11 protein-coding genes are annotated in these 13097 nt (G+C 70.3%); 7 read left to right on the top strand and 4 right to left on the bottom strand.

The genetic code is table 11. The features are described from left to right. Positions 1-52: 52 nt before the first annotated feature. On the top strand, positions 53-1264 hold the full coding sequence (locus EX20_RS23145; protein ID WP_034194894.1) for an MFS transporter: 1212 nt from the start codon (positions 53-55) through the stop codon (positions 1262-1264). An 82-nt stretch (positions 1265-1346) separates the two neighbouring features. Here the strand turns inward: EX20_RS23145 and EX20_RS23150 are convergent, their stop codons facing one another. Continuing rightward, positions 1347-1814 (bottom strand): MarR family winged helix-turn-helix transcriptional regulator, encoded by a 468-nt coding sequence (locus EX20_RS23150; RefSeq protein ID WP_011881375.1) that lies wholly within the window; start codon positions 1812-1814, stop codon positions 1347-1349. Positions 1815-1896: 82 nt separating this feature from the next. Between EX20_RS23150 and EX20_RS23155 the strand changes: the two genes are divergently transcribed. Both EX20_RS23155 and EX20_RS23160 read left to right on the top strand, forming a co-directional pair. Continuing rightward, on the top strand, positions 1897-2265 hold the full coding sequence (locus tag EX20_RS23155; RefSeq protein ID WP_014724471.1) for a YciI family protein: 369 nt from the start codon (positions 1897-1899) through the stop codon (positions 2263-2265). A gap of 94 nt (positions 2266-2359) precedes the next feature. Further along, positions 2360-2977, top strand: a complete 618-nt coding sequence (locus EX20_RS23160; RefSeq protein ID WP_034194895.1) for a glutathione S-transferase family protein — start codon at positions 2360-2362, stop codon at positions 2975-2977. A 307-nt stretch (positions 2978-3284) separates the two neighbouring features. Here the strand turns inward: EX20_RS23160 and EX20_RS23165 are convergent, their stop codons facing one another. The 3 genes from EX20_RS23165 to EX20_RS23175 form a co-directional block, all read right to left on the bottom strand. Then, on the bottom strand, positions 3285-4256 hold the full coding sequence (locus tag EX20_RS23165) for an ornithine cyclodeaminase family protein (RefSeq protein ID WP_034194896.1): 972 nt from the start codon (positions 4254-4256) through the stop codon (positions 3285-3287). Between the two features lie 111 nt (positions 4257-4367). Continuing rightward, positions 4368-5498, bottom strand: a complete 1131-nt coding sequence (locus tag EX20_RS23170) for a DSD1 family PLP-dependent enzyme (RefSeq protein ID WP_011881379.1) — start codon at positions 5496-5498, stop codon at positions 4368-4370. Between the two features lie 93 nt (positions 5499-5591). Continuing rightward, the gene (locus EX20_RS23175) at positions 5592-6536 is read right to left on the bottom strand and encodes a LysR family transcriptional regulator (RefSeq protein WP_014724475.1); all 945 of its coding nucleotides are present in this window, start codon (positions 6534-6536) and stop codon (positions 5592-5594) included. A 226-nt stretch (positions 6537-6762) separates the two neighbouring features. Here EX20_RS23175 and EX20_RS23180 point away from each other — a divergent pair, with 226 nt between their 5' ends. The 4 genes from EX20_RS23180 (at position 6763) to EX20_RS23195 (ending at position 13084) form a co-directional block, all read left to right on the top strand. Further along, positions 6763-7110 (top strand): DUF4148 domain-containing protein, encoded by a 348-nt coding sequence (locus EX20_RS23180; RefSeq protein ID WP_011881381.1) that lies wholly within the window; start codon positions 6763-6765, stop codon positions 7108-7110. Between the two features lie 789 nt (positions 7111-7899). Continuing rightward, positions 7900-8502 (top strand): DUF2760 domain-containing protein, encoded by a 603-nt coding sequence (locus tag EX20_RS23185; RefSeq protein ID WP_034194897.1) that lies wholly within the window; start codon positions 7900-7902, stop codon positions 8500-8502. Then, positions 8499-10340, top strand: coding sequence for an Hsp70 family protein (locus tag EX20_RS23190; protein WP_034194898.1), 1842 nt, complete (start codon positions 8499-8501; stop codon positions 10338-10340). Before EX20_RS23185 ends, EX20_RS23190 begins: the two co-directional genes overlap by 4 nt. 5 nt (positions 10341-10345) lie before the next feature. Next, on the top strand, positions 10346-13084 hold the full coding sequence (locus EX20_RS23195) for an Hsp70 family protein (protein WP_034194899.1): 2739 nt from the start codon (positions 10346-10348) through the stop codon (positions 13082-13084). Positions 13085-13097 lie beyond the last annotated feature (13 nt).

The following is a 13097-nucleotide window of genomic DNA, read 5'->3' on the forward strand; positions in this document are numbered from 1 at the left end:
TCCTTACGATACGTCGACATCGGTACTTTCCCCAGACGACTCGGAACGACGCATGAATCCCGGAATCTCCTCTGCCGCCGCCCCGGCGGCTCCCCGCGAACCCGCATGGGGCGCCGTCTTCGCGATGACGCTCGGCGTGTTCGGCCTCGTGACCGCGGAATTCCTGCCCGCGAGCCTGCTCACGCCGATGGCCGACAGCCTCGGCGTGACCGAGGGCGTCGCGGGCCAGGCCGTCACGGCCACGGCGACGGTCGCGCTGGTCACGAGCCTGCTGATCTCCGCGCTCACGCGCACCATCGACCGGCGCCGCGTGCTGCTCGTGTTCTCGGTGCTGCTCGTCGCGTCGAATCTCGCGGTCGCGTTCGCGCCGAACCTGACGACGCTGCTGATCGGCCGCGTGGTGCTCGGCATCGCGCTCGGCGGCTTCTGGACGATGGCGACCGCCACCGCGATGCGGCTCGTGCCGACCGCGATGGTGCCGCGCGCGCTGTCGATCATCTTCAGCGGCGTGGCGGTCGCGACGATCGCTTCGGCGCCGATGGGCAGTTACTTCGGGCACCTGATCGGCTGGCGCAACGTCTTCCTGATCGCGGCCGCACTCGGCGGCGTCGCGTTCGTATCGCAGGCCGCCACGCTGCCGTCGATGCCGCCGAGCGGCACGACGCGCCTGCGCACGCTCGTCGACGTGCTGCGCCGGCCGACCGTCGGCCTCGGGATGTTCGCGACGATCCTCGTATTCACCGGGCATTTCGCGTTCTTCACGTATTTGCGGCCGTTTCTCGAACAGGTTGCCGGCGTCGGCGTGAACGGCTTGTCGGCGATCCTGCTCGGCTACGGGATCGCCAACTTCGTCGGCACGTCGCTCGCCGGCCGCGTGCTCGAACACCGGCTGCGGCCGATGCTGATCGGCATGCCGGCGTTGATGGTCGTGCTCGCGATCGCGCTGGTCGCGCTCGGCCGCGCGCCGATGCTCGACGCGGTGCTCGTCGCGTTGTGGGGGATGGCGTTCGGCGGCGTGCCGGTCGCGTGGTCGACGTGGGTCACGCGCACCGTGCCGGACGAAGCGGAAAGCGCGGGCGGGCTGATCGTCGCGGCGATCCAGCTCGCGATCGCAACGGGCGCGGCGGCCGGCGGCGTCGTGTTCGATGCGAACGGCGCGGGCGGTGTGTTCGTCGGCGCGGCCGCGGTGCTGGCCGTCGCGGTCGCGACGATCGTGGCCGGCGTGCCGAAGCGCGCCGGCGTCGCGGCGGCGCTCGCCGAGTGACGTGCACGCGGGCCGATCGGCCCGCTGCCGCCCGGCTGCGGCAAGCATCAACCCGCTGCATCAACCAGCTATGACGCGCGCCTCAGCCGCGCGTCGCCGGGTCTTCCGACAGCATGCGCAACTGGTCGCGCAGCACGTCGACTTGCTCCGGTGCGAACGACTTTTCGATGTCGGCATGCGCTTGCTGCCACAGCGGAAACGCGTCGGCGAGCAGCTGGCGGCCGGCCGGCGTGAGTTCGAGCAGACGGCTGCGCCCGTCGTCCGGATCCTGAGCGATCGTGAGCAGCCCGCGCCGCTCCAGCGGCTTCAGCGCGGCAGTCAGCGTGGTGCGATCCATCGCGAGCAGCGACGCCACCGATTTCATCGTCGCCGGCTGCGGCCGGTTCAGCGACATCAATAGCGAAAACTGGCCGTTGGTGAGATCCAGCGGACGCAGCACATCGTCGAAGATGCGCGCGAGATTGCGCGCCGCGCGCTGCATGTGCAGGCACAAGCAGCAATCGCGCACCATCAACGTCGTTTCGAAGGGAAGGTCATTATTGCGGGCCATGTTGCAATTGTGTTGATATCAACCTATGGTGTCAAGGGCGAGGTGCGGCAGCCTGCCGCGCCCGCCACCGGACGGAGGAAGCATGGATGCTCGACAGCAGTTGTATCTCGCGGTTTTCGTCGGCAGCAAGGACAGTGCGCCCATGAAGGCGTGGCTCGCGCTGTCGGAGGACGAGCGGCGCGCACGCGAGCGGGACGGAATGGCCGCGTGGCATGCGTGGGTCGACCGGCATCGCGATGCGATCGTCGAACTCGGCGGCCCGCTCGGCAAGACCAAGAGGATCGACACGCGCGGCGTTGCCGATACGGCCAATGCGCTCGGCGCGTTCACTATCGTGCGCGCCGCGTCGCACGACGCAGCGGCCGCGCTGTTCGAAGGTCATCCGCATTTCACGCTGTTTCCCGGCGAGGCGGTCGAGGTGATGCCGATTCTGCCGGTGCCCGGCATGTGAGCGGCGGTACGCGCTGCGCGCGGCCGACGCCGGCCGTGGTCGGGCACGACGCGGCCCGCGCGACATGACACACAATCTGGACGGAGACATTGCGATGAAGCTTTACGGATTTGCCGGCACGCGTTCGCAGCGCGCGCTCTGGGGGCTCAAGGAACTCGACGCGGATTTCGAATTCGTGTCGGTCAACCTGCCGGCGGGCGAGCACAAGCATCCCGAATTCCTGCGCCTCAATCCGGCCGGCAAGGTGCCGGTGCTGGTGGACGGCGATCTGGTGATTCCCGAGTCGGCCGCGATCGTGCTGTATCTCGCGGACAAGTATCCGCAGAAGGCGCTGCTGCCCACGGATCCGGCGCTGCGTGCGCACGCTTACCGATGGGTGATGTTCGCGGTGACGGAGCTCGAGCAGCCGCTGTGGCGCATCGCGCGCCACACGTTCCTCTATCCGCCGGAAAAGCGTCTGCCGGCCGACATCGCCCTCGCACGCGAGGACTTCGTGACGATGGCCGCGATTCTAGAGCGGCATCTCGAAGGCCGCGAGTTCATCGTCGGCGATGCGCTGTCGGTGGCCGATTGCGTGACCGCTTATCTGATCGACTGGGCCGGCGAATGCCAGTTGCTCGATACGTTCCCGCAATTGCAGGCGTATCTCAAACGGCTCTATGCGCGCCCGAAGGCGCCGCAACGGATCGCGCAGGCGCGTCAGGCGGCGTGACGGGGCGCGCGCCGATGGCTACGGACCGCAGCGGTTGCGTCGTCCGGTGCGCGCGCTGTCATGGCACTTCGGCGGGGCTGCCGAAGGCGCGACTCGGGATCGACGGATTGCGAACGGAGCGGGCGATGTCGATCGGCGGTGCGTCGTCGAAGCAATTTGCCTCGTGTGCGCTGAAGGTCGTATCCGTTGGGCTCGTGCGCGCGTGTCGAGCCGCATGCGCGCACCGCAACGCATCGTCGAAGTCAAACGTGCTTGCGCATACGCGAGATGACCGCATGGCGACGCAACCTGCCGCGCGCGACGGCGCTCACCACGGCCACGGAACGCGGTGGCCTGCGCCGTTCTCGACGGCCTGTCGATAGACGACGCGCGCGACGGTCAGATCCTGTAGCGCGAGGCCCGTCATGTCGAACACGGTGATGTCGTGCGCCGCACGATCGACCGTGACGACGCCCGCGAGCGCGTCGCCGATCTCGATGCGCGGCAGCGCGGGCGCCCATTGGCATTCGCCGATGCTGCGCGCCTGCTCGTGATCGTCGACGAAGATTCGCGCGCGCGCCAACAGGTGTTCGGGAAGCTCGCGCTTGCCGGCGGTGTCGGCGCCGACGCAGGTCAGATGCGTGCCCGGCCGCACCGCGGCGGCGTCGAACAGCGGCCCGCGGCCGGGCGTCGCCGTGATCACCACGTCGCTGCCGGCCACCGCATCGTTGCGGTCGCGCGCGGCCCGGATGTCGCAGCATGCGCTGAATGCCGACTCGAACGCCGGGTCCGGGGCGCCGCCGGCGCTCACGTATTGCACCGCGCATCGCTGCGGCAGCAGCGCGAGCGTCCGGTCGAGCTGGGCGCGCGCCTGCACGCCGGTGCCGAATACGCAGACGCGCGAGCTGTCGGGACGCGCCAGCGTCTGCAGCCCGAGCGCCCCGGCCGCCGCGGTGCGCGCGGTGGTGATCGCATTGCCGTCCATGATGCACAGCGGGCGGCCGGTGGCCGGATCGAACAGCGCGATCGTCGCCTGGTGCGGCTCGCCGCCGTGGCTTCGGTTGCCGGGCCAGAAGCCGGCCGCCTTGAAGCCGAGCAGTTCCTGCTGTGCGACGTCGCCCGACTTGATGCCGAATATGCCGCCGGTATGGAGCTTTTCGCGCACCACCGGGAAGACGCGCCCGGCGCGCCGACTGTGCAGCAGGAAAGCGTCGCGCACGGCCGCCGTCACCTGTTCGGCCTGAAGCGCGGGCCCGACGGCATCACGATCGAGAAGCAGGAGCTGGGCGTCTGACGGCATGGCGGGCGAGCCTGTGGAAAGATGATGCACAGTGGAATTCGATGAGGCGACTGTCGTTGAACAAACGGTTGCCTCGACGTTGAATCGCAACGGCCGCAACGGCCGGCGCTTTTACCACCCGTAGAAACGCGGCCAAGTCTGCGTCGCGCCGTCGCGCGTCAGCGCACGGTATTCCGGATGTTGCGCACCGGTCGCGCACGCGTGATTCGGCAGAATCCGCAAGCGGGTGCCGATCGGAAACCGCTTCGCGATATCCGGATCCGGCGTGCCGCTGCGCGACACGATCCCATGCTCCTGATTCGCCGAGCTCATCAGATAGCCGTCGAGCGCGTCGCCGGCTTCGGTGCACACCTGACCGTAGCCGAAGTCCCGCGCCTGCCGCTGCGTGCCGCGATCGCGGCTCATCGCCATCCAGCCCGCGTCGACGATCGCCCAACCTTTCTCTTCCTGGTGGCCGATGACGGTGGTCAGCACCGACAGCGCGATGTCGGACAGCGCGCACACGCCGATGTTGTGCATCACGAGGTCGAACATCACGTACACGCCCGCGCGGACTTCCGTCACGCCGTCGAGGTTCGCCGCGGACAGCGCGGTCGGCGTCGAGCCGATGCTGACGACGTCGCACGGCAAGCCGGCCGCCCGCAGGCGCTGCGCGGCATGCACGGTGCGCGCGCGCTCCTGTTCGGCGATCGCGACCAGCGCGTCGTGCGTGTCGTATTCGTAGCTCGAGCCGGCGTGAGCCAGGACGCCGCCGAGCGTCATGCCGCCAGCGGCGAGCGTGCGCCCCACGTCGATCAGCAAGTCGTCGTCGGGGCGGATCCCCGAACGGTGACCGTCGACGTCGATCTCGATCCAGACTTCGAAGCGCTCGCCATGCTCGCGGCCGAATGCCGCGATCGCCTGCGCGGTGTGCAGGCTATCGGCGACGATCTTCAGGTCGCAGCCGCGCCGGCGCAGCGCGAGCGCCTGCGGGAGCCGGGCGGGAATCATCCCGACCGCATAGACGATGTCGCGCACGCCGCTCGCGAAGAACTGCTCGGCCTCCTTCAGCGTCGACACCGTGATGCCGCGCGCGCCGGCCGCGATCTGCGCGTCCACGACCTGTTGGCACTTGGTCGTCTTCACGTGCGGCCGGAACGCGACGCCGAATGCGTCCAGATGCGCGTGCAGGCGCGCGATGTTGGCGTGCATCCGATCGACGTCGATCAGTGCGGCGGGGGTGGTGACGGTGGGGATGCCCATGATGCGTTGCCTCGATGGTTGGCGACGCACACACTCTACGGCGTTCGACTCGCCGCGGGTTTAACGCGGCGGAAATCGGTCATTAACACCAATTTAATGAGGGGCGGGCGGCGGCACCTTCGCGCGCCACGGCGGCGGCGCGAGAAATTGCGTGGCCGCTTCGAGGAACACCCGTTGTCGCGCGGAACGGCCCGTGCGCGACGGCAGCAGCGCGGTCACCGGCGCGGGCGGCAGATGCCAGTCGGGCAGCAGCCTGACCAGCTTGCCGCTCGCCAGCAGCGGCGCGACGTCCCATTCGGAGCGTTCGACGATGCCGAGCCCCGCGAGCGCCCAGTCGGTGATCACGGTGCCGTCGTTCGACGACAGCGCGCCCGTCACGCGGATCACGGCCGAGCGCCTGGCGTCGCCTTCGCCGTCGCCGGCTTGCGAGAAGCGCCAGCGGACGATGTCTTCGTCGTTCTCGCGCAGGCACAGGCAGTCGTAGCGGGCGAGGTCGGACGGATGGCTCAGTGCGCCGATGCGGCGTGCGTAACCGGGGCTCGCGCACAGGAAGCGTTCGTTGGGCGCGAGCGGATAGCCGATCCACGACGACGATTTCAGGCTGCCGACGTGGATCACCACATCGGCGCCCGACGCGCTCGTCAACGGGCTCTCCGACAGATGCAGCGAGATCTCGAGCTTCGGATGCGCACGCTGCACGTCGCGCACGATCCGCGCGACGTACTTGCGCCCGAAGCCGAACGGCGCGACGACGCGCAGCGTGCCTTGCACGTCGCCGTGATCGCCGGAGAGGCTGAGCGGCAACGCTTCGACGCGCTCGAGAATCGCGACGGCTTCCTGGTACAGCCGCTGCCCTTCGTCGGTCAGCGCGATGCCTTTCGACTGCCGCACCGCGAGCCGGACCTCGAGCCGCGCTTCCATCCGCTGCAGGCGCAGCGTGACCGCGGGCGGCGTGAGGTCGAGCAGGCGCGCGGCAGACGCCAGCGAGCGTGACGCGCCGATCGCGCGAACGAGCCGAAGATCTTCGAGGTCGAGCATGAAATGTCCGTTGATGCTGGCGTGGCCGGGCATCGATTAAACCGCACTTGGCGCGCGGAATCCATCGCTGCGCAGCGGTTGTGACGCCGGATTCCATCCGCGGCCAGCAACAATCACTTCCACGCAGCCCGATAACTCTCGAGGGCGCACGTGCCTAAACTTTAGTCATTGGCAACGAACGAGGTGTTCGAAGCCACACAACCAGACACAGTCGGAGGTACGTATCATGAAGAACCTTATTCAAGCCGTTGTCGTTGCTGCTGCCCTTGCCGCTCCGGTCGCCGTTTTCGCTCAGAACACCGCACCGCTCACCCGTGCGCAAGTGCGTGCCGAGCTGATCGAACTGGAGAAGGCCGGTTATAACCCGGCGGTCGGCGAAGACCCGCACTATCCGGACGACATCCAGGCCGCACAAGCCCGCGTCGATCAGCAACATGCGCTGGCTCGCGCACAAGGTGTCGACAACAGCGGTGTGGGCAACAACGCACAAGGCGCCGCAGCGGCCGGCAAGCCGGCGAAGGTCGTCGCGCCGCGCGCGAATGACGAGATGAAGTCGCTGTACCGCGGTCACTAAGCAGCACGAGTGACGCGAGGTTCGAGCGGGAGGCCGTAGCGCTCCCGCGTCGAACCGGACGGCCCGCGATTGCGATCAGCGCAATCGCGGGCTGTTTTTGTATCGGTTGGGCGGGCGTGGGTGCGCTGCGCGGCCGGGATCGATGGTCGCGCTCGGCGCATTGAATCACGCGGGTTTTGTCGAGCCGTCGCGGTTGCCGGTTCGCGCTCATGGTCGGCTGGGCCCGACGCGAGGCGATGCGGCATGTCGTTCGCGTTTCTCTTGCGGCTCGCGTCGGCTTTGGCTTCGGTATCGCCATCGCCATCGCCATCGCCGTAGAGTCATCGAGCCGACGAACGCTCGGCGCAAGCGCGTTCGAACGATGCGCAATCGCGGCCGGCCTGCAACGATCGCGGTTGCGCCCGCGCGTCGCATCGACGGATGGGTAGCCAGTCGGCAATACGCACGACGACGGCCCGCGTATCTTCTGCTGCCGATCTCACGCGAATGACCGGCCGCGACGGCGTCGGTTTCGACGACGACCGACGCCGTCGCCGCAATGCCGCGTCTGCGCCATCACACGCACTCGCGCGTGCATGCCTACACGCCGCGAAAGCCATCGCGCCGGTGTTCCGTCCCCCAGACTTCTGCCCGATTCGCCCGCCACAGGGCAAAATACGGGTTTTCCGCACCCGAGAGGGCGCGCCCGAACTACGCGCCGGGCCGGGCGGCGTGCGTTCCGCGCATGCCGCTGCCGGGCGCTCAGGCAAGCTGCTCGCCGCGTCGCGAGCCCACAGGAGTCCACACCCCATGCCCGAATCCAACCTGTCCTTCTTCGGCCGGCTGTCGCTGGCCGTCGGCACGTTCTTCTCCGTGCTCGGCAACCGCGAGTTCGCGGCCGGCGTGCTGCGCGTGCGCGACGGCGCCGCGGCACCGATCGCACCGGCACCGGTTGCGCCGGCACCGGCCGCGGCGCCCGCACCCGCACCTGCTCCCGCACCGGCCAAGGCGCCCGCGCCCGAACTGCGCGAAGCGAGCCCGCAAGCCGCGCTTCAACTGCTCGGCCTGCTGCAGCGCGATGCGCGTTTCATCGATTTCGTCGAGGAAGACATCGCCGGCTATGCGGACGCCGACATCGGCGCAGCCGCGCGCCTCGTGCACGACGGTTGCCGCGCCGCGCTGCGCGAACACTTCACGATCGTGCCGGTACGCGACGAAGCCGAAGGCACGCGCGTGACGCTGCCGGCCGGCTTCGACGCGACGGCCGTGCGCGTGACTGGCAACGTGGTCGGCGCCGCGCCGTTCACGGGCACCGTCAGCCATCGCGGCTGGCGCGTGGCCGACGTGCGCCTGCCGAAGCTGACGGGCAGCCACGACGCATCGGTGATCGCACCGGCGGAGGTGGAACTGTGAGCGATCCGCGCTATTCGATCGGTATCGATCTCGGCACGACGCACTGCGCGCTGTCCTACGTCGACAGCGCCGCGAGCGACGGCGAGAAGATCGTGCAGCAGGTGCTGCCGATCGCCCAGCTGACCGCGCCCGGCGCACTGGAGTCGCGCGACCTGCTGCCGTCGTTTCTGTATCTGCCGCACGAGAGCGAGCTCACGCAGGGCGACCTGACGCTGCCGTGGACGGCGTCGCGCAATTTCGCGGTCGGCGAGATGGCGCGCACGCGCGGCGCCGGCACGCCGATTCGGCTCGTGTCGAGCGCGAAGAGCTGGCTGTGCCACCCCGGCGTCGATCGCCGCGCGGCGATCCTGCCGAGCGATGCGCCGCCCGAAGTCGCGCGCGTGTCGCCGCTGGAAAGCTCGACGCGCTACCTCACGCATCTGCGCGAAGCGTGGGACCACGCGCATCCGGACGCGCCGTTCGCCGATCAGGACGTGACGGTCACGATCCCCGCGTCGTTCGACCCGGCCGCGCGCGAGCTGACGGCCGAGGCCGCGCGCGCGGCCGGCTACGCGCGGATGACGCTGCTCGAGGAGCCGCAGGCGGCGCTCTACAGCTGGATCCAGAAGAGCGAAGGCGGCTGGCGCAAGCAGGTGCAGGTCGGCGATCTGATCCTGTGCGTGGACGTCGGCGGCGGCACGACCGACCTGTCGCTGATCGCGGTGGTCGAACGCGACGGCAATCTCGAACTGCATCGCGTCGCGGTGGGCGAGCACATCCTGCTCGGCGGCGACAACATGGACCTCGCGCTCGCGCACGTGGTCGCGCGCAAGCTCGCGCAGAACGGCACGCAGGCCGATCCGTGGCAGCTGCGCGCGCTGACCTACGCGTGCCGCTCGGCGAAGGAAACGCTGCTGTCCGACCCGACGACGGATGCGGTGCCGCTCGTCGTGCCGAGCCGCGGCTCGAAGCTGATCGGCGGCTCGATCCGCACCGAACTGACGCGCGCGGAACTCACGCAGACGATCCTCGAAGGCTTCTTCCCGCAGGTCGATGCGGCGGCGCGGCCGGTGAGCCGCGCGCGCGTCGGCCTCACGCAGCTCGGCTTGCCGTATGCGCAGGACGCGGGCATCACGCGCCATCTGGCGGCGTTCCTCGGCCGTCAGGTCGCGGCGCTCGACGCGCTCGACGGCGTGGCGCGCACGCTGCCGGCGGGCGCGACGTTCCTGCATCCGACCGCGGTGCTGTTCAACGGCGGCGTGTTCAAGTCGGCGCTGCTCACGCAGCGCGTGCTCGATACGCTGAACGGCTGGCTCGCCGCGGAAGGCGCGCCGGCCGCCCGCCTGCTCGAAGGCGCGGACCTCGATCTCGCCGTCGCGCGCGGCGCGGCCTACTACGGCTACGTGAAGCGCGGCCGCGGCGTGCGCATTCGCGGTGGCACGGCGCGTGCGTACTACGTCGCGATCGAATCGGCGATGCCCGCGGTGCCGGGGCTCGAGCCGCCGGTGCTGGCGCTGTGCGTCGCGCCGTTCGGGATGGAGGAGGGCACCGATGCGGCGCTGCCGCCGCAGGAGTTCGGCCTCGTCGTCGGCGAGCCGGTGCAGTTCCGCTTCTTCGGGTCGTCGGTGCGCCGCCAGGATCAGGTCGGCACGCTGCTCGACTACTGGTCGCCGGATGAATTGCAGGAGCTCGAGGAAATCCAGGCGACGCTGCCCGCCGACGGACGCACCGTCGGCGAGATCGTGCCGGTCAAGCTGCATGCGCGCGTGACCGAAGCCGGCACGCTCGAGCTCGAGGCGATCCCGAGCGGCACGAGCGAGCGCTGGAAGGTCGAGTTCGACGTGCGCGGCGCCGCCTGAGCGCGATGAAGCGCTATACGGTCGGTATCGACCTCGGCACCAGCAACACCGTCGTCGCGTACGTCGAGGCCGGCTCCGACGCGATCCGCGTGTTCGACGTCGAGCAGCTGGTCGGCCCCGGCGCGGTGGCTGCGCAGCCGCTGCTGCCGTCGGTGCGCTATCACCCGGCGGCCGGCGAACTGCCGGCCGACGCGATCGCGCTGCCGTGGACGGCCGGCAATGCGGCCGACGCCGTGCCGGCCGTGATCGGCCGCTACGCGCGCACGCTCGGCGCACAGGTGCCGGGCCGGCTCGTCAGCAGCGCGAAGAGCTGGCTGTCGAACGCAGCGGTGGACCGGCTCGCGGCGATCCTGCCGTGGGGCGGCGCCGACGGCGTCGCCAAGGTGTCGCCGGTCGATGCGAGCGCGAGCTACCTCGCGCACGTGCGTGCGGCCTGGGACGCGCACTTCCCCGATGCGCCGCTCGCGCAGCAGGACGTCATTCTGACCGTGCCCGCGTCGTTCGACGACGGCGCGCGTGCGTTGACGGTCGAAGCCGCGCGGCGCGCGCAACTGCCGGCGTTGCGCTTGCTGGAGGAGCCGCAGGCCGCATTCTACGACTGGCTGTACGGTCAGCGCGCGACGCTGCGCGCTACCTTCGCCGCGCCGCGGCGCGTGCTGATCTGCGACGTCGGCGGCGGCACGACCGATCTGACGCTCGTCGACGTCGCGCCGGGCGACGACGGCGAACCGACCTTCACGCGCGTGGGTGTCGGCAATCACCTGATGCTCGGCGGCGACAACATGGACCTCGCGCTCGCGCGCCTGGTCGAGCCGCGCCTGACCGAGCCCGGCACGCGGCTGTCGGCCGCGAGCCTGTCGCAGCTCGTCGAACGTTGCCGCGCGGCCAAGGAGCGGCTGCTCGGCGCCGCTGCGCCGGCGTCCGTCACCGTGACGCTGCTCGGCGCGGGCAGCCGGCTCGTCGGCGGCGCGCGTTCGACCGAGCTGACGCGCGCGGAGGTCGAGCAGATCGTCGTCGACGGTTTCTTTCCGCAGGTCGACGCGAACGACATGCCGCGCCGCACGCGCGCCGCGATCGTCGAGTTCGGCTTGCCGTACGCGAGCGATCCGGCCGTCACGCGCCACGTCGCCGCGTTCCTGAATCGTCACGCGCAGGGGCCGCTGCCCGACACGCTGCTGCTCAACGGCGGCGTGTTCCGCGCGGACGCGCTCGCCGGCCGCCTCGCGCAGACGCTCGGCGCATGGCGCGGCGCGCCGCTCGACGTGCTGCACAACGCGCATCCGGACGTGGCGGTCGCACGCGGCGCGGTGGCCTATGGGCTCGCGCGCGGCGGGCATGCACCGCGCATCGGCGGCGGCTCCGCGCGCAGCTATTTCCTCGTGCTGGACGACGGCGGCGATGCCGCCGCCGCGCCGCGCGGCGTGTGTCTGTTGCCGCGCGGCACCGACGAAGGCCGCGAGCTCCCGCTCGATGCGCGCACGTTCGCGCTGCAGCTCGGACAGCCGGTGCGGTTCCATCTGGTGTCGACGGTCGCCGACACGGCCTATCGGCCCGGCGATCTCGTCGAACTCGCCGGCGGCGACTTCGTGCGGCTGCCGCCGATCGCGACGGTCATCGACCGGCAGGCGGGCGGCGGCGCACGCGAAACACCGGTGAAGCTCACCGCGTCGCTGACCGAGGTCGGCACGCTCGAAATGCACTGCATCGCGACCGACGATGCGTCGCGGCGCTGGCGGCTCGAATTCCAGCTGCGCGGCGATGCGCCCAGCCCCGGCGATGCTGACGGGCCCGCGCGCCATCCGCGGCTCGCCCAGGCGATCGAGTTGATCGACCGCTCGTTCGGTGGCAAGGCGGCGAACGTCGAGCCGAAGGACACGCGGCGGTTGCGCGCGCAACTGGAGCAGGTGCTCGGCCCGCGCGACGAGTGGGACGTCGCGCTCGCGCGCGAGCTGTTCGACGCGTTGCTCGCGCGTGCGCGTCGCCGCCGCCGTTCGGCCGATCACGAACGCGCGTGGCTGAACCTCGCCGGCTATTGCGTGCGTCCGGGCTTCGGCCATCCGCTCGACGCGTGGCGCATCGAGCAGCTGTGGCCGCTGTTCGACGACGGGATCCAGTACGTGAACGACGCGCAGGTGTGGTCCGAATGGTGGACGCTGTGGCGGCGCGCGGCCGGCGGTCTCGACGACGATGCGCAGGCGCAGGTGCGCGACGCGATCGCGTTCCTCGAACCGTCCGACGACAAGCGCCGCAAGCTGCCGTTCGACCCGGCCAAGGTCGGGCCGGCCGACATGACGCGCTTGTCCGCGTCGCTCGAGCGATTGCCGGTCGAGCGCAAGGTGGAGCTGGGCGAGCGGTTGATCGCGCAGTTGCAGAAGCCGGCCGAGCGCACGCTGTGCGCGTGGGCGCTCGGGCGCATCGGCGCGCGGCGGCCGTTCTACGGCAGCGCGCACAGCGTCGTGCCGGCCGACGTCGCGCAGCGCTGGCTCGATGCGCTGTTCGCGCTCGACTGGAAGCAGGTCGAACCGGCGGCGTTCGCGGTCGCGCAGATCGCACGGATGACCGGCGATCGCGAACGCGATCTGCCGGACGACACGCGTGCGGCGGTGATCAAGCGGCTGTCGGCGGCGAACGCGTCGGCCGCCTGGATCGACATGGTGCGCGAAGCGATCGCGTTCGATGAAGCGGACACGGCGCGCGTGTTCGGGGAGACGTTGCCGGCGGGGTTGAAGCTGCTGGAGGGTTGAGCGAACGGCCGGG

It is taken from the genome of Burkholderia sp. WP42 (assembly GCF_000745665.1).
Lineage (GTDB): Bacteria > Pseudomonadota > Gammaproteobacteria > Burkholderiales > Burkholderiaceae > Burkholderia > Burkholderia vietnamiensis.

What these genes read in the sequence shown, in the direction of transcription:
- EX20_RS23185 (WP_034194897.1), top strand. Translation starts at nt 7,900, where the DNA reads ATGCCCGAATCCAACCTGTCCTTCTTCGGCCGGCTGTCGCTGGCCGTC.
- EX20_RS23180 (WP_011881381.1), top strand. Translation starts at nt 6,763, where the DNA reads ATGAAGAACCTTATTCAAGCCGTTGTCGTTGCTGCTGCCCTTGCCGCT.
- EX20_RS23170 (WP_011881379.1), bottom strand. Translation starts at nt 5,498, where the DNA reads ATGGGCATCCCCACCGTCACCACCCCCGCCGCACTGATCGACGTCGAT.
- EX20_RS23145 (WP_034194894.1), top strand. Translation starts at nt 53, where the DNA reads ATGAATCCCGGAATCTCCTCTGCCGCCGCCCCGGCGGCTCCCCGCGAA.
- EX20_RS23160 (WP_034194895.1), top strand. Translation starts at nt 2,360, where the DNA reads ATGAAGCTTTACGGATTTGCCGGCACGCGTTCGCAGCGCGCGCTCTGG.
- EX20_RS23165 (WP_034194896.1), bottom strand. Translation starts at nt 4,256, where the DNA reads ATGCCGTCAGACGCCCAGCTCCTGCTTCTCGATCGTGATGCCGTCGGG.
- EX20_RS23175 (WP_014724475.1), bottom strand. Translation starts at nt 6,536, where the DNA reads ATGCTCGACCTCGAAGATCTTCGGCTCGTTCGCGCGATCGGCGCGTCA.
- EX20_RS23155 (WP_014724471.1), top strand. Translation starts at nt 1,897, where the DNA reads ATGGATGCTCGACAGCAGTTGTATCTCGCGGTTTTCGTCGGCAGCAAG.
- EX20_RS23195 (WP_034194899.1), top strand. Translation starts at nt 10,346, where the DNA reads ATGAAGCGCTATACGGTCGGTATCGACCTCGGCACCAGCAACACCGTC.
- EX20_RS23150 (WP_011881375.1), bottom strand. Translation starts at nt 1,814, where the DNA reads ATGGCCCGCAATAATGACCTTCCCTTCGAAACGACGTTGATGGTGCGC.